This is a genomic window from Streptomyces sp. NPDC059851, assembly GCF_042732005.1.
Classification (GTDB): Bacteria; Actinomycetota; Actinomycetes; order Streptomycetales; family Streptomycetaceae; genus Streptomyces.
Map to the genome: position 1 here is coordinate 39,341 of NZ_JBHWJJ010000026.1, position 16,666 is coordinate 56,006.

The 16,666-nt window shown below is 74.5% G+C and carries 10 protein-coding genes; 5 read left to right on the forward strand and 5 right to left on the reverse strand.

Features of this window, described 5'->3' with window-relative positions:
- Positions 1 to 108: 108 nt before the first annotated feature.
- The 5 genes from ACFV7Q_RS12260 to ACFV7Q_RS12280 all read right to left on the reverse strand — a co-directional run bounded on the left by ACFV7Q_RS12260 (position 109) and on the right by ACFV7Q_RS12280 (position 4,843).
- Positions 109 to 690 carry a sigma factor-like helix-turn-helix DNA-binding protein gene (locus ACFV7Q_RS12260; protein WP_385427219.1) on the reverse strand — a complete coding sequence of 194 codons (582 nt, stop codon included), beginning with the start codon at positions 688 to 690 and terminating at the stop codon, positions 109 to 111.
- Positions 691 to 770: 80 nt separating this feature from the next.
- Positions 771 to 1,112: a winged helix-turn-helix domain-containing protein gene (locus ACFV7Q_RS12265; protein WP_385427222.1), complete on the reverse strand. Its 342-nt coding sequence runs from the start codon at positions 1,110 to 1,112 to the stop codon at positions 771 to 773.
- Positions 1,109 to 1,525: a hypothetical protein gene (locus ACFV7Q_RS12270; RefSeq protein WP_385427225.1), complete on the reverse strand. Its 417-nt coding sequence runs from the start codon at positions 1,523 to 1,525 to the stop codon at positions 1,109 to 1,111. The genes ACFV7Q_RS12265 and ACFV7Q_RS12270 overlap by 4 nt, the downstream gene beginning before the upstream one ends.
- 244 nt (positions 1,526 to 1,769) lie before the next feature.
- Positions 1,770 to 3,239: a peptidoglycan DD-metalloendopeptidase family protein gene (locus ACFV7Q_RS12275; protein ID WP_385427227.1), complete on the reverse strand. Its 1,470-nt coding sequence runs from the start codon at positions 3,237 to 3,239 to the stop codon at positions 1,770 to 1,772.
- Positions 3,240 to 3,388: 149 nt separating this feature from the next.
- Complete coding sequence (locus ACFV7Q_RS12280) at positions 3,389 to 4,843, reverse strand: FG-GAP-like repeat-containing protein (RefSeq protein ID WP_385427230.1); 1,455 nt, start codon at positions 4,841 to 4,843, stop codon at positions 3,389 to 3,391.
- A gap of 1,145 nt (positions 4,844 to 5,988) precedes the next feature.
- On the opposite strand from ACFV7Q_RS12280, the gene ACFV7Q_RS12285 reads away from it, so the two are divergent.
- Genes ACFV7Q_RS12285 through ACFV7Q_RS12305 form a run of 5 tightly spaced genes read left to right on the forward strand, consistent with a single transcriptional unit; the run spans position 5,989 to position 16,545 of the window.
- Entirely contained in the window at positions 5,989 to 7,074 is a 1,086-nt protein-coding gene (locus ACFV7Q_RS12285) for a 3-oxoacyl-ACP synthase III family protein (protein ID WP_385427233.1), read from the forward strand.
- 6 nt (positions 7,075 to 7,080) lie between these two features.
- Positions 7,081 to 8,016, forward strand: a complete 936-nt coding sequence (locus ACFV7Q_RS12290; protein ID WP_385427236.1) for a hypothetical protein — start codon at positions 7,081 to 7,083, stop codon at positions 8,014 to 8,016.
- A 5-nt stretch (positions 8,017 to 8,021) separates the two neighbouring features.
- Positions 8,022 to 10,310: a fatty acid CoA ligase family protein gene (locus tag ACFV7Q_RS12295; RefSeq protein WP_385427239.1), complete on the forward strand. Its 2,289-nt coding sequence runs from the start codon at positions 8,022 to 8,024 to the stop codon at positions 10,308 to 10,310.
- Positions 10,295 to 15,814, forward strand: coding sequence for an amino acid adenylation domain-containing protein (locus ACFV7Q_RS12300; protein WP_385427241.1), 5,520 nt, complete (start codon positions 10,295 to 10,297; stop codon positions 15,812 to 15,814). The genes ACFV7Q_RS12295 and ACFV7Q_RS12300 overlap by 16 nt, the downstream gene beginning before the upstream one ends.
- A complete protein-coding gene (locus ACFV7Q_RS12305; RefSeq protein WP_385427244.1) occupies positions 15,811 to 16,545 on the forward strand; it encodes a formyltransferase family protein in 735 nt (244 codons plus the stop codon). Before ACFV7Q_RS12300 ends, ACFV7Q_RS12305 begins: the two co-directional genes overlap by 4 nt.
- Positions 16,546 to 16,666: the final 121 nt, after the last annotated feature.

The following is a 16,666-nucleotide window of genomic DNA, read 5'->3' on the forward strand; positions in this document are numbered from 1 at the left end:
CGCCCGTCGCCCGTCGCCCGTCGCCCGCGGCCCGTCGCCCGTCGCCCGCGGCCCGTAGCCGGAGCGCCGGCGGCGGGTGCACGACCCCGTGAGGGGTGTGCCGGCGGGTCAGTCTTCGAACGATGCCAGGCCGAGCGCGCGCAAGCGGTCCGGGTCGGCGATGACGTCGGTGGCGGCGATCCGGCCACCGGTGACGGTGAACGCCATCACGGACAGCGGGCGGCCCTCGGCGATGACGACGACGCCCGCCGCGCCGTTGACCAGGGCCCTGCGGACGAACGGGGACAGCCGGCCGAAGGCGAGCGCCTGCGAGGCGACCGTCTCGGCGCCTTCGAGGACCACGGTGTGGCGTGCGCGTGCGGTGCCGCCGTCGGAGCGCAGGACCACGTCCGGGTGCAGTACGGCCACCAGGGCCTCGAAGTGCCCGTCGCGGGAGGCGGCGAAGAACGCGTCGACGACCTCCCGCTGCAGCACCGGATCCGGGTCGGGGGCCGGGGCCCGGCCCTGGACCCGGCGGCGGGCCCGGCTGGCCAGTTGCCGGGCGGCCGCCGGGGTCTTGTCGAGCAGGGGGGCTATCTCGTCGAACGGCAGGGCGAACACGTCGTACAGGACGAACGCGATCCGCTCGGTGGGGGAGAGCGATTCCAGCACCACCATCAGCGCCAGGCCCACCGAGCCTGCCAGCAGCACCCCCTGCTCGGGGTCGACCGCGTCCTCGCGGGCGAGACCGGACGCGGCCGGCCGGATCGCAGTCCCGGCCCGCCGGCCGGTCAGCGCAGGGGGCCCGCGATGGCCGTCAGGGCGGCGATGTGGCGCCGGTACGCGGTCGCGCCGGCATCGGTCAGGCGCAGCCAGGTCCTTGGCCGGCGGCCGACGTGCCCCTTCTCGACGGCCACCCAGCCCGCCTCCTCCAGGCGCGTGACCTGCTTCGACAGCGCGGAGTCCGTGATCTCCACGAGGTCCCGCACGTACCCGAACTCGGCCTTCCCCACGGCGGCGAGAGCCGCGACGATCGACAGGCGGACGGCCGACCCGAGGAGTGGTTCGAGTGCGTGTCGAGGGTGGGGGCCCTGCCCCGTGGCCGCCCCCGATGCCCGAGCTTGCGACGTCATGCGGTTCGCGCCTCCCGCCAGGCTGCCGCGGCCGGCGGCGCCGCGCACGCGAGTGCCGCCACGGCAGCGAACGCGACGCTGCCCGTGAAGACGGTGAGGCCGCCTGCGAGGACCAGGAGGTAGGTGACCGTCCAGGCACCGATCACCTTGAGGTGCCTGCCGCCGTAGCCGCGCGGGACCACGGGCTGCCGGGTGGCGAACACGGACAACCCCACGACCACGAGCGCGTTCGCCAGCGTGCTGACGACCACCCCCGTCGGTCCGCGCCACAAGAGCACGGCGGGCACCACGACGAGCTGCCACGCGGCGAACAGCCACAGGTAGCCGATGTACCAGCCGCTGCGGCCCTTCGCCGTAGCTTCGATCCGCGCGATCCCCTGCAAAGCGGCTGCTGCGTCCGCCTGTTCGGGCACGACTCTCCCCCTTCGGTCGTCGCCGGGCACCGCTGATCTGCCTGCCCGGCATCTACTTTCCACATTAGCAAGTACTTGCCCTAGGGGGTAAGGGTAAGGAAACGGCAGTGGCCCGCCCCCGAGGGACGGGCCACTGCGCACCACTTCTCAGCACTTCTCCATACCGTTCAGCACTTCTGAGTACTGCTCAGCACTGCTCAGCGCTGTTCAGCGGCTCCCGACGGTCGGATCCGCGATGGTGCGATTACCAGCCGCCGTTGCCGATCTCCTTGCGCTCGCCCAGGCCCGAGCCGGTGCCCGGGTAGAGGAACAGCTTGCCGGTGGAGTTCTGGACCGCGACCAGGTCGTCCGACGGGCTGTTGTTGAACAGGTCGCCGCCGATCAGGTCGGACATCCCGTTCCAGCCGCCCGAGCCGATCTCGATGCGCGGGCTCAGGTAGCCCTTGTCGCCCGGGTAGAGGAAGAGCTTGCCGCTCGACTTCTCGACCGCGACGAGGTCCTGGCGGCCGCTGTTGTTCAGGTCCATGCCGGTCAGGTTCGACATGCCGTTCCAGCCGCCGGAGCCGATCTCCTTGCGGGTGCCCAGACCCGAGCCGGTGCCCGGGTAGAGGAAGAGCTTGCCCGACGACTTCTCCACCGCCGCGATGTCGGCGACGCCGTCGCCGTTGAGGTTGAGCGCGGTCAGGTTGGACATGCCGTTCCAGCCGCCCGTGCCGATCAGGACGCGGTCGGAGCCGCCCGAGATGGTCGAGTTGTCGTTGCCCTTGTAGAGCCACAGCTTGCCGGTGGACTCCTCGACGGCGACCAGGTCGTCCTTGCCGTCCTTGTTGAAGTCGCCGCCGGTCAGGTTCGACATGCCGTTCCAGCCGGCGGAGCCGATCAGGACGCGTGACGAGCCGCTGGCGATGGTGCCGTTGCCGTTGCCCTTGTACATCCACAGCTTGCCGGTAGCGGTCTCCACCGCGACGACGTCGAGGACGTTGTCGCCGTTGAGGTCCGCGGACGCCAGGTCGTTCATGCCCTTGTCGCTGGGCTCCGCCGGTTCGCCGGGGCCCTCGGGCTTCGGGTCCGGGGTCGGGGTCGCGCAGTTCTTGCTCTTCAGGCTGCCGTCCGGGTAGAAGGCGGTGCCGTTGAAGACGGTGCGCTGGTAGTCGCCGTAGTACCGCTGCTCGTAGTGCAGGTGCGGGCCGCTGGATCCGCCGGTGCTGCCGACGATGCCGATCTGCTGGCCGGTGGTCACCCGCTGGCCCTCACGCACGTTGAAGCCGTTGAGGTGTGCGTACAGGGTGCTCCAGCCGTTGCCGTGGTCGATGACCACGAACTTGCCGTAGCTCCTCGCGCCCTTGTCCTTGATGTGTGCGATGCCACCGGCGCTGGCCACCACGGGGGAGTTCACCGTGGAGCCGCCCTGCGTCCAGTCGATGGCGTGGGGGGAGGGGCTGTGGTACGAGCGGGAGTCGCCGTACCAGGTCTCGCCGCACTTGAACGGCATCTGGAACGTGGGACGGCCGGTGGATGCGGCGGCCGCCATCGGCGTGACGCCGTAGTCGCCCGGCAGGCCCATCTCCTCCAGGGTCAGGGCGGGGAGTTCAGCATGCAGGTCCGTCTCGTCGGCGGCGTGGGCGCCGCCCATGGACAGCGAGGTGGCGGCGATCGTGGCGCACAGCAGGCCCGTGGCGATCCGTACGCGCTTCGACATGAACTTCTTGAGCATGATGACAGTTCCAAACCGGCACGACGAGGGTGCCAAAAGTGGTCAGTTGGGGTGTGGGGAAGGGAACGGAGGCGTGGTGAGGGAGCAGCCGGGGAAGGCAGGGGGTGCCGGGGCGGGAGCGTCACGCTCCCGGCACCCCCTGCGGGCTGCTACCAGCCGCCGGAGCCGATCACCTTGCGGTCCCCGAGGCCCGACCCCGTGCCGGGGTAGAGGTAGAGCTTGCCGGTGGACTTCTCGACGCCCACCAGGTCGTCGTAGCCGTTCGAGGTGAAGTCGCCGCCGATGAGGTCGTTCATGCCGTTCCAGCCGGCGGAGCCGATCTCCTTGCGGGTCTCCAGGCCGGAGCCGTTGCTCTTGTAGAAGAAGAGCTTGCCGCTGGAGGACTCGGCGCCGACCACGTCCGCCTTGCCGTCGTTGTCGACGTCCATGCCGACCAGGTCGTGCATGCCGTTCCAGCCGCCCGTGCCGATCAGCACGCGGGTGCTGCCGCCGCTGATGGCGCCGGTGCCGTTGCCCTTGTAGAGCCACAGCTTGCCGGTGGACCTCTCGACGCCCACGACGTCGGCCTTGCCGTCGCCGGTGAAGTCGCCGCCGATGAGGTCGTGCATGCCGTTCCAGCCGCCGGAGCCGATCTCCTTGCGGGCGCCCAGGCCCGAGCCCGTGCCGGGGTAGAGGTAGAGCTTGCCGGTGGACTCCTGGGTGGCGACGACGTCGTCCTTGCCGTCGCCGTTGAAATCGGCGGCAGCCAGGTTGGACATGCCGTTCCAGCCGCCCGCCCCGATCTCGACGCGGGCCGAGCCGCCGGCGATCGTGCCGTTGCTGTTGCCCTTGTAGAGCCACAGCTTGCCGGTGGAGGCCTCCACGCCCACCACGTCGTCGACGCCGTCCCCGTTGATGTTGGCGGCGACCAGGTCCGTCATGCCCGCGGACGGCTGCGGCTTGGGCGCCGCGTCGTCGACGATGTTCTTGTAGCGGACCGGGTAGTACGGGCCGTAGCCCGGGTAGTACGGGTAGTCGTAGATCCGGTGGTGCACGCCGCTCGGAGTGAAGTCGAAGCCCCAGTACTTGGTGTGGTCGCTGTTGGCCCACCGCTCGAAGAGGACGACGTGGCCCCCCGCGCCGCCGTCGTTGTCGAGCAGGGCGTCGCCCGCCTTGAGGTCCGACTTGCCGATCTTGTAGACGACGCCGCGCGGCTCGAAGGTGTCCGTGGTCAGCGAGGAGTCCAGGTCCCAGGCCATCGAGACGTAGCCGGAGCAGTCGGTGCGGTAACCGCCGTGGCGGCCGCCCCAGTCGTAGTCGAGGCCGATGCCGACCCAGCTCTTGGCCCGCTCGATGACGGTCTCGCGGGATATCTTCGTGGCCGCCCCGGCCGCCGCGAACGGCGTTCCCCTCACCTCGGTGGTGACGGGCACCTCGGCGCCCTGGCCGGTGCTGCCGAAGTCGGGGTTCGGGGCGCCGGTCACGGGGGCGTCCCCCGTTGCGGCGGGGGGCGCCGGGTCGGCGACCGCGGTGCCGTTGACGGCGACGACGGTGCCGCTCGCGGCTGCGATGGCGAGCAGGGCGGCGATTCCGGTGCGGCGGAAGGACTTTCCGTTGCGGGACATGGGTGTACTCCGGTTCGTGTGTGAAGGGTTCGCGGTGTGCCGGGAGCCGACGGGGCTCGACCAGCGGTCGCGGATGTCGTGGATGTCGCGGATGCTGCAGTGGTCGTGGATGTCGCGGATACCGCGGATACCGCGGATACCGCGGATGTCGCGGATACCGCGGATACCGCGGATACCGCGGATACCGCGGATACCGCGGATACCGCGGATGTCGAGGGTGGTGAGGCGGCGGTGTGCCGCGGGGGTTGCCGAGGGGGTTGCCGAGGGCGGACGCGGTCGGACGGCTGTCCTGCAGGTACAGCGGTCCGTGCGGTCCGTGCCGTGTCGCGTGGACTCCGGTGGTCCAGGCGTGACTTCGGGCCGCGCCGTGGGTGAGGGAGTGTCAGCCGGCGGGTGGCGCCGAGGCGTCGGGGGTGGCGGTCCGCGGGGTTCCGGTGCGCATGACGGTCGTGTTTCCTTTCGAACAGGTTGTGTTGGTGCCCGTCTGACGTCCGTACGGCCGGACTCCCCTGAACACGTCCCGCGGTGACGTCCCAGAAGCCTTCGAGGCGGTGTCCCCGAGGTCTCCCTCGCTGACAGGGATCAGCTTTGTCGCTGGCCAGCGGCCTGGGAAGGGAGGTCGGCGGGCCTGAAGCGGCCTTGGACCAACCAGGCCACCTCCGGCCCCGCGTCGACCGTCCGGGCGCTCAGGGGGCCGTCGTAGGCCCCACGACGTGTTCGAACACCCCCCGGGGGGCGAACCGCAGGGGGAGTGCGCCGGCCCGGGTGGGGATGCGGCAGGCGTGGCGCGTGGTCAAGACGGACCGGGCGATTCCGGACATCTTTTGTGCGGCTCGTGGGGCACGCCCGGGCCTCCGCGGCGGCGCCCCGGGGCGGCGCGGACGTCGACGTACCGATGCCGGACCGGCCCGCCGCCGCCCGGGCGGGCTCCACTGCCCGTCCCGTAGTGGTGAATTGAGCGTCCAGGAATTGGCTGATATTCGATCGGGCGGCTCTGTTCCGGCGGCTCTCAGACCTTGCGAAGAAAATCCGTACGCTACGGTAACTTCGCTGTCCGTCACCCCCGTGACGGCCCTCAGCCATTTCCCGACCGGCGCCCGCTCATACCGAATCGCGGGCCCGGCGGATCGCCATGGAGGGCGAATATGAGTACCACCGAGCGTCGCAGCCGAATAGAGGCCCTCGGCGCCTTTCTCCCCGCGGGAACGCAGAGCAACGAGGAACTGCGCGCCGAGGCGCCGGGCCTCGGAGGAGCGGACGTCGAACGGATCACCGGAATCGCCGAACGACGCGTCCACGATCCCGACCCGGCCGCCGGGGAGGACTCCTTCGGGATGGCCCTGGCCGCCGCCCGCGACTGCCTGGCCGCCTCCCGCCACCGGGCCGCCGACCTCGACGTCGTCATCAGCGCCTCGATCACCCGGGTGAAGGACGGCGGCCGCTTCCACTTCGAGCCGTCCTTCGCCGGCATGCTGGCCAGGGAGCTCGGCGCCCGGCCCGGCGTCCTGAGCTTCGACGTCTCCAACGCCTGCGCCGGCATGATGACCGGGGTCTGGCTGCTGGACCGCATGATCCGCTCCGGAGCCGTGCGCAGCGGCATGGTCGTCAGCGGCGAGCAGGCCACCCGGGTCGCCCGCACCGCCGCCCGCGAGCTCACCGACTCCTACGACCCTCAGTTCGCCTCCCTCTCGGTCGGCGACTCGGCGGCCGCGGTCATCCTCGACGAATCGACCGACGCCGCCGACCGCATCCACTACATCGAGCTCATGACCTGCTCGGAATACTCCCATCTGTGCATGGGAATGCCGAGCGACCGCAGCCAGGGAATCGCCCTCTACACCGACAACAAGAAGATGCACGACCGTAACCGGCTCAAACTGTGGCCGCGATTCCACGAGGATTTCCTCGCCAAGAACGGGCACCGTTTCGCCGACGAGGAATTCGACTACGTGATTCACCACCAGGTCGGCACGCGATTCATCGACTACGTCAACCAGACCGCCGAGGCGGAGTTCGGCACCCCCATGCCGGCCTCCCTGCAAGTGGTCGAGCGGTTCGGGAACACCGCCACGACGTCCCACTTCCTCACCCTGCGCGAGCACCTGCGGAGCGCCGGTCCGGCCGCGGACCGCGACCACGCCCGCAGCGGGGCCAGGTACTTGATGGTGCCCGCCGCCTCCGGCGTGGTCACCGGCGCCCTGTCCGCCACGATCACGAACGCGAGGGTCTGAGCCGCCATGGGCATCGTCATCACCGCCGCCGCCACGGCGGCCCACACCGACCCGGCCACCCCGGCCTCCGCCGTCGACCTCGCCGCCCGCGCGGCCCGCAGCTGCCTCGACGGCGCCCGCGTCTCCCCGTCCGGGGTCGGGGTCCTCGTCAACGTCGGCGTCTACCGGGAGCACAACACCTTCGAACCGGCAGTGTCCGCGCTGGTCCAGAAGGAAGTCGGCATCAACCTCGACTACCTCGCCGACCCCCAGCCGGCCGCGGGCTTCTCCTTCGACCTGATGAACGGGGCCTGCGGCGTGCTCAGCGCCGTCCAGGCCGCGCAGTCCCTGCTGGCGACCGGCACCACCGAGCGCCTGCTGATCACCGCCGCCGACGTCCACCCCGGCGGGGACGCCGCCCGCGACCCCGACTACCCGTACGCCGACCTGGGCGGAGCCCTCCTGCTGGAGCGCGCCGCCGACCCCGGCACCGGCTTCGGGCCGGTACGCCACTACGGCGCCGACCGGCCCACCGACATCGAGGGCTACCTCGACCTCGACACCATGGGCAGCGGCGGCCGTTCCCGCATCACGGTCCGTCGTCCGCCCGGGCACGAGACGCGGACCGGCGAACTCGCCGCCGCCGCGGTGGCCTCGTACGCGGAGGAGTTCGGGCTCGACCTCACCCGGACCCTGCTCATCGGGCCCCGGGTTCCGCTCGCCGCCGACCTGCACGGTGCGGGCGACCTGCACGGTGCGGGCGACCTGCGCGGTGCGGGCGCGCCGGGCGAGGCGGGCGGGGCGGGCGGGGCGGGGGAGGCGCACACCGCCGCTCCGATCCTCGGCTACCTGCGTGCCCTGGACGGCGGCGCCCGGCCCGCCGACCACGACGGGATCCTGTTCGTGACCGCGGGCGCCGGGCCGAGCGCGGCCTGCGCCTCTTACCGGCCGCAGGGGTGGTGACCGGCATGACCTCAGCAGCCACCCGGCAGGCCGCGTCCCACCACCAGGCCGCGGCCGACAGCGGCACCGGCCCCGGAGCCGGCTCCGGAGCCGGGGACCTCGATGCGCAGAGCCTGGCCGGGCTCCTGGAGCGCAACGCCCGCGCCCACCCGCACAAGCCGGCCGTCATCCACCCCGACGGCCCCCGCCGGGTCCCGGGCGCACGCTCCGCCGGCCCGGCCCAGGCTCCTGCCGGCGGCCCGGCGCACGTTCCCGAGTACGGCACGCTCACGTACGGCGAACTGCAGGCAGCGGTCGAGGAGTTGGCCGCCGGCTTCACCCGGGCCGGGATCACCAAAGGCACCAAGACCGTGCTGATGGCCCCGCCCGGCCCCGAGCTGTTCGCCCTCGTCTTCGCCCTGTTCCGGATCGGCGCCGTACCCGTCGTCGTCGACCCCGGCATGGGCGTGCGCCGGATGCTGCACTGCTACCGGACCGTGGGCGCCGAGGCCTTCATCGGCCCGCCGCTCGCCCACCTCGTACGGCTGCTGGGACGCCGCACCTTCGCCGGGATACGGGTGCCCGTCACCCTGGGCCGGCACCGGCTCGGCCGCGCCCGCACGCTGACCGCGGTGCGTGCCCTGGGAGCCGACAGTGCCCGCCGCGGAGACACCGCACGGGTGGCGGCCGGCCGCGACGACCTGCTGATGATCGGCTTCACCACCGGAAGCACCGGCCCCGCCAAGGGAGTCGAGTACACCCACCGGATGGCCCTGTCCATCGCCCGCCAGATCGAGGCCGTCCACGGCCGCACCAGCGAGGACACCTCCCTGGTCACCCTGCCGTTCTACGGGGTCCTCGACCTCGTTTACGGCTCCACCCTCGTCCTCGCCCCGCTGGCACCCGCCAGGGTGGCGCAGGCCGACCCCGAGCTCGTGGTCGATGCGCTGGAACGGTTCGGCGTGACCACGATGTTCGCCTCGCCCGCCCTGCTGCGCACCCTCGCCGAGCACCTCACCGCTGCCGCCCCGGGCCGCCACCCGCTGCCCGACCTGCGCTGCGTCGTCGGCGGCGGCGCACCGGTCCCCGACTCGACCGTGGCCGCACTGCGCCGCGTACTGGACGAGAAGGCGCGCATCCACGTCACGTACGGGGCGACGGAGGTGCTGCCGATCACGTCGATCGAGGCCACCGAGATCCTCGGGGATCCGGCTGACGCCGGTGCGGGTGCCGCGACGGGGACTTCGGGCGGGGCCGGTACCGCGGCGCGGGCCGCCGAGGGTGCCGGGACCTGCGTCGGCCGGCCCGTGCCCGGCACGCGGATCGCGATCCTGCCCGTCACCGACGGCCCGCTGCCCCGCCTCGGGGCCGGGACGCGCCTGCCCGCGGGACGGGTCGGCGAGATCGCCGTCCACGGCGACTCGGTCAGCCCCCGCTACCACCGCTCGCCGGAGGCCGACCGGCTGCACAAGGTCCTCGACGACGCCGCCTCGGCTGCCGACGCCGCCGCCCGGGATGCTGCCGACACCGCGGCGGCGGGGGACGGCACACCACCGCGCACCTGGCACCGCACCGGAGACCTCGGCTACCTCGACGAGGAAGGGCGGCTGTGGTTCTGCGGCCGCGCGGCCCAGCGGGTGCGCGCCGAGCACCGCGACCTGCACACGGTGCGCTGCGAGGGCGTCTTCAACGCGCACCCCCTGGTACGCCGCACCGCCCTCGTCGGCATCGCGGACAGCACCACCACCGGTACCGGGACCGCCGCCGACAGCGGCTGGGGCCGCGGTCGCGGGGGCGATCGAGTGGGGCAGCGCCCCCAACGGCCCGTCGTCTGCGTGGAGACCGAGGCGGACCTCGATGCGGGGACTTGGCAGCGCACGGTCGCCGAACTCCGTGACCTCGCCCGCGCCCACGCGCCGACCACGGGCCTGGAGTCGGAGGACTTCCTCCGCCACCCCGGCTTCCCGGTCGACATCCGGCACAACGCCAAGATCGGCCGCGAGGAGCTCGCCCGCTGGGCCGAGCGCCGGCTCGCCCCGCCCGCCCCCCTGCTCTCCCGGGACCGCGCCGCCCAGCTCGTCCCGCTCGCCGGCTGGGCGTACCTCGTGGGCGGCGCCCTGTGGGCCGCGACCGCGGGGGTCCCCGCGGCCCGCCTCCCCCGCGTGCTGTGGTGGACGGACGCCGCCCTGAGCATCGCCGGGCACGCCGCCCAGATCCCGCTCGCCCTGCCCCGCGCCCGAGCCGCCGGCATCAGCCGGCCCGCCGCGGCCGGACTGACCCTCCTCTACGGAGCGACCTGGTGGCGGAAGCTGTGACCTCCACCCGCATCCTGATCACCGGCGCCACCGGCTTCCTCGGCGGCCACCTGGTCGACGCCTGCCTCGCCTCCGGCCACCGCGTACGGGCGCTCGTACGGTCCGGCAGCGACACGGCCCGGCTGCGCTCCCTGCCCGGCGTCGAGCTCGTCACCGGCGACCTGACCCAGCCGGCCTCGCTGGCCCGGGCCGCCGAGGGCTGCCGGGCCGTGGTGCACAGCGCTGCGCGCGTCGTCGACCACGGCAGCCGGGAGCAGTTCACGGCCGCCAACGTCACCGGCACGCTCCGGCTGATGGCGGCCGCCCGGGCGGCAGGTGCCCGGCGGTTCGTGTTCGTGTCGAGCCCGAGCGCACTGATGCACGTACGCGAGGGAGACCGGCTCGGCATCGACGAGAGCACCCCGTACCCCACCCGCTGGTTCAACCACTACTGCGCGACGAAGGCCATCGCAGAGCAGCACGTACTGGCCGCCGACACACCGGAGTTCACGACGTGCGCGCTGCGCCCGCGGGGCATCTGGGGGCCGCGCGACCACGCCGGGTTCCTGCCGCGGCTGGTCGGGGCCATGCACGCCGGGCGGCTGCCCGACCTGTCGGGCGGCAAGCGTGTCCTGGTGTCACTCTGCCACGTCGACAACGCGGTGGACGCCTGCCTGCGGGCCGCCGTCACCGCCCCCGCCGAACGCATCGGCGGCCGGGCGTACTTCGTCGCGGACCGCGAGGTGACGGACCTGTGGTCGTTCCTCGCCGAGGCCGCCGGCCTGATGGGCTGCGCCCCTCCGGGCCCGAGCATTCCGCTTCCGGTGGGTCGCGCACTGGCGGCCGCGGTGGAGACCCTCTGGCGGCTCCGGCCCGACGCCGGCACGAGCAGCCCGCCGCTGAGCCGCTACATGATGGCCCTGCTGACCCGCTCGACGACGTACGACACCGGCGCCGCCCACCGCGACCTCGGCTACACCGCCCCCCGCAGCCGGACCGAGGGCCTCCACGACCTGGCCCGCTGGGTCACCGCCCAGGGCGGCGTCCCCGCCTGGACCAACCCCCCGGCCCGCGTGGATCCGCCGGGCGCCGTACGCGTGGGTCCGCCGGGCGCCGCGCGGGTGGTTCCCTCGGGTGCCGCGCGGGTGGTTGCGTCGGATACCGCTCGTGCGGCTGCCACCGGCCTCGTCTGGTCGAACAGCCTCGGTCCCGCCCGGGAGGCCGCGGTCGATCCCGCACCGACGGGGACGCCCGAACCCGCCCGGTCTGCCGCGCCCGGGCGCTGCCCGGGGGGGGCCTGCCGGGTCCGGGGTGGCGGGAACCACCCGGTCCGCGTCCGCGGGCGCCGCCGGGTCCGGCCCGGTGAGCGGTTCCGAGCCGCCCCGGGACTCCGGACGCCGTGTTGCGCACGTGCCCGGGGGCGTGCCCGGGGGCGTGCCCGGGGCCGTGCCCGGGGCCGTGCCCAGGGCCGTGCCCGGGGGCGGTGTCGCTCTGGATGCCGATGTGGATGTCGATCCCGATGCCGATGGCCGTGCCGTTGCCCTTCCCGATGCCGTTGTGGACGCGTCCGGGGCCGAGTCCGCGTTCGGGGCCGCGTCCGGGGCCGAGTCCGCGTCCGACTCCGCGTCCGGGGCCGCGTCCGGGGCCGAGTCCGCGTCCGACTCCGCGTCCGGGGCCGAGTCCGCGTCCGAGTCCGCGTCCGGGGCCGGGACCGGGTCGGTCGCCGGGGCAGGGGCGGGCCCGGGCTCGCGCCGTCCTTCCGCTTTCGGCCGGCGGGCCCTCAGCGCCCCCGACGCCGACGGGTCCTCCTCCCGGCACGACGCGCAGGACGCCCCGGCCGGCCGGGTACCCGATGCCGGGACCGGTGCCGCGGCCGACGCCTCCGGACCCCGGCCCGGCAGCACCCGTCAGGAAGCGGCGTCACGACTGCTGCACACCGCCGCCCCAGCGTCCGGAACCACAGACCCGGCCGGTTCGGCCGCCCGAGGGGACAGCCCGCGATGACCACCACACCCGACACGTCCGACACGTCCGACACGTCCGCGGCGCCTGCCGCGTCCGTCGCCCCGGCCGCCGCCCTTACCACCACGGCCGCCCCCTACCGGCGCCCGGTGTCGCCCACCGAGCGGCTCTACCTCGCCGCCGGCCAGGCCCGTGGGGCCATGGCCCTGCGGATCGTCGTCGAGGGCGACGGGCTGCCCGACCGCGAGCAGCTCCAAGCCGCCGTGGCCCGGGCCGCCGAGGCCTGCCCCGGCTCCCGCCTGGTGCGCCGCGGCCCGCTGTGGGTGGCCGACGGCCCGCCGCCGCGCGTCGTGTACGCCGACCCGGCCCCCGCGGCCCTCGACGCCTCCGACCCCGCCACCGCCGAGCTGCTCACCGGCCGCTCCGGCCCGGCCGACCCGCCCGGCTGCGAGGTCCTCGCCGTACCCGGCCAGGACGGCACCGACACACCCACCGCGCTGGTCTTCAGCGCCTCCCACGCCCTGATGGACGGTCACGGCGCCCTGACCTGGGTACGGGAGGTCTTCCGGGCGCTGCGCGGCGAGCCCGCACGGGCCGCGGCCCACCCGGCCACCGACCACGGTCTGCTGCGCTCCCTGCCCGCCGACCGGCGCCGTCGCCGTCCCGCCCCGCTACCCGGCCGGCCCTCACCGCTCGGCCCCGCCACCCCCGGAGCCCCGCCCCGCACCCTGTGGCTGCGCCGCACCTTGCCCGGCCGGCACCCCGCGCTGACCGCGCGGCTCGCCCAGGCCGTCGCCGACGCGGCACGGCGCGACACCCGGGTCATGGTCCCGGTGGACCTGCGCCGCCACCGTCCGCAGCTCGCGGCTGCCACCGGCAACCTCACCCTGCCGCTCTTCTTGGACCTGCGTCCGGGGGAGGACTGGGCCGGGGCCCACTCCCGGCTGCTGGCCGCGCTCGCCGACGGCGCAGAACTCGCCTCCGGGTTCGAGGCGGGCCTCGTCACCCGGCTGCCCGCCGGTGCCGTCGCCGCGCTGTTGCGCGGCGCGCAGGCCGCGTCCGTACGCGCCGACCGCCACCTGGCGTCGGCAGTGGTCTCCCACGTCGGTCTGCTGGACCCGGACGAACTGTCCGGCGGCGGTTTCACCGCCACCACCGCGTACGCGCTCCCCGTGCACGCACCGCTGGTCCCGCTGTCGTTCGCCGCGACCGAGACCGGCGCCGCGACCGAGATCACCCTCGGCGTACGCGCCTGCGACCCGTACCTCCGGCAGCACGCCTCGGCCTTCCTGGACACGGTCCTCGCCAGCGCCGGCGCAAGCCCCACAGCCCCCGCAAGCCCCACAGCCCCCGCAAGCCCCACAGCCCCCGCAAGCCCCAGCGCCCCCGCCGCCACTGCCGCCGGGGACCCCAACCGTTCCGTGGCGCGCGGCTCCCGTTCCGCGGCCGTGGCGGGTCCGGCAGCACCGGCCACCACGCCCGCTCCGGCCCCGTCCGCGACCACCGCGACCACCGCGACCACCGCGACCACCGTCGTGGACGTCTTCCGGGCCCGGGCCGCCCGTACGCCCGCGGCCGTCGCGCTCGACGGGCCCGACGGCCCCGTCACCTATGCCGAACTGGACCGGCGTTCCGACGCGGTCGCCGCCGAACTGGTGCGGCGCGGGGCCGGCCGCGGAAGTCTCGTGGGCCTGGTCGTCGACCGGACCCCGGCGGGGGTCTGCGCGCTGTGGGGGATCCTCAAGGCCGGGGCCGCCTACGTCCCGCTCGACCCGGGCCATCCCGGTCTGCGGATCCGCGATGTACTGGAGGCCGGCGGCGTACGCCTGACCCTGACCCAGCGCCACCTTGCCGTGACCCTGGCCGATTTCGTGCCCGGAACCCTGCTCCCGGTCGAGGACGTGCCGGCGCACCCGAACTCGGGCTCGACCGCGGACCCCGACCCCGACCCGGACCGGGCCCCGGCGCTGCCCGCCGGCCCCGCCCCGGAGGACCTGGCGTACGTCATGCACACCTCCGGTTCCACGGGCCGTCCCAAAGGCGTGCTGATCGAGCACCGCGGGCTGCTCGCCTTCGTTGACTGGATGACCGGGATGTGCCGTGTCGACGCCGGCACCCGCTTCGGGTTCGCCGCCTCGTACGCCTTCGACATCTCCTGCTTCCCGCTCTTCCTGCCGCTCCTCGCCGGCGGTACGGCCGTCCTGGCGCCGGGCGCGCCCTCCCCGGCCGTACTGCGCGCCCTCGTCGGCGAACACCGCGCCGACGTCCTCGCCCTGACGCCGTCCCACCTCGCCCTCCTCGACGGCGACGGCGGTGGCCGCCTCCGCACGCTGCTGCTCGGCGGGGAGGAGCTGACCCCGGCCTCCGTCCGCTCCGCGTACGCCGCCTTCGGCGCCGACTGCCGTGTGATCAACGGGTACGGGCCCACCGAGGCCACCGTCGCCTGCCTCGCCCACGTCGTCGACGGCACCGAGACGGGTCCCTCCCTGCCGCTCGGCACTGCCGGCCCGGGCGCCCGCGTCGACCTGGTCGCGGAGGACGGCGAAGTCATCGGCACCGGCCCGGCGGACACCGGTCGCGTCGGCGAGATCGTCGTACGGGGCCTCCAGGTGGCCCGCGGCTACCTGGAGGCCGACGCCGAGACCACCGCCGACACCGCCGCCGATACCGCCGCCGGCGGGAAGGCCCGTACGGCCGCCCCGTCCCCGTTCTCGACCGGGCCCGACGGGGTGCGCTCGTACCGTACGGGCGACCTCGGCCGCCGGCTTCCCGGCGGTGCGATCGCCTTCGCCGGTCGGGCCGACGGCCAGTTGAAGATCTCCGGGTACCGGATCGAGCCGGCCGAGGTCGCCGCCGCCTTGGAGGCCCACCCGGCCGTGGCCCGCGCCGCGGTCACGGCCCGCCGCCGTCCCGGCGCCCGGTCGGCTGCCCTGTGCGCGTACGTGGTCCTGGCCCGCACCCCGGACGGCCCCAACGGCCCCAACGGCCCCGACGGCCCCGACGGCCCCGACGGCCCGGAACCGCCCGCACCCCCGTCTCCGGCCCCGGCGACGATCGCAGCCGACCGGGCGAACGCCCGGTCGGAGGCCGCGACGGCCGCCGCGCTGCGGGGGGAACTGGCCCGGACCCTGCCCCGGCACCTGGTTCCCGCGCACGTGGTCGCCGTGGCCGCCCTGCCCATCACGATCAGCGGCAAGACCGACTTCGACGCCCTCCCCGACCCCTTCGCCCGCACTCCGCATCCGGACAGCCCGGACGTGGACTCCCCGGCCCCGGACTCCACGGCGCCGAACGCCGATGACCCGTTGCGGGCCCGTGTCGCCGGGCACTGGGCGGCGATCCTCGGCGTCGAGGCCTCCGCCCTGACCCCCGACTCCGACTTCCAGGCGCTGGGCGGCGACTCCCTCGCCCTCGTCGAGATGCTCAGTGCGGTCAGCGCCGACCTGCTCACCCCCGACCAGGCCCGCCGCTTCACCGAGGACCTCACCTGCCTGGTCCGCGACCTGACGCTCGGACAGGTCTGTGCCCGCCTCACCGCCGTTCGCGAGGAGACCCCCGCATGATCTTCGTCGGAGACGGCGCCCTGCTGCGCCGGGCCGTCGCCCACGCCGCCGCCCAGGGCCACCGCGTCGACCTGGTCTGCTCCGCCGACCCGCTCGACGCCGCGGCCGCCGGGCCCGCCACCCCGCACCTCGTCCCCGCCCCGGACGTCAACGCGCACGCCGCCGTCCTCGCCGCCGCCTGCACCGACGGCATCGTCTGGTCCGTCAACAACCGGCAGATCTTCCGGGCCCCGCTGCTCTCCCTCGGACTGCGGATCGTCAACGTCCACAACGGCCTGCTGCCGCAGCACCGCGGACTGCCGTCCGCAGCCATCGCGTTCGCCCTGCTGCACGGCGACACCGAGTACGGCGCCACCGTCCACGAGGTCGACGCCGGCATCGACACCGGTCCCGTCCTCTCCGAGCACCGCTTCCCCCTCGGGCCCGAGGACCGCTTCCACCAGGTGATGCTGCGCGGCGTCCGCGCCTGTCAGACCCTGTTCGAGCAGACACTGCCCGCCGTCGCCGTCACCGACGGAGTCCTGCCGGGCCCCGCCGTGTCGGCACGGCCGCCGTCCGCCCCGTCCGCCCTGTCCGCCCCGTCCGCGTACTACGGCAGTCGCGCGCTGGCCCGCCTCGGGGACCACCGGCACGATCCTGCGTTCGCCCGCGCCACCGACCTCGGCCCGTTCGCCGCCCACGCCCCGGAGCTCGCCCGGGCGCTGGAGCTCGTACGCGGGGGGCAGTCGTAGGCGCGGGCACGGGCGGGGCGGGGGTGGGGCTGGGGATGGGTGAGCTGCAGCGGCGGAAGCCCGGCGCGGGATGCGGGCCCGCACCGGGTCCGCACCAAGCCCGCACTGGGAGTCGCGCGGG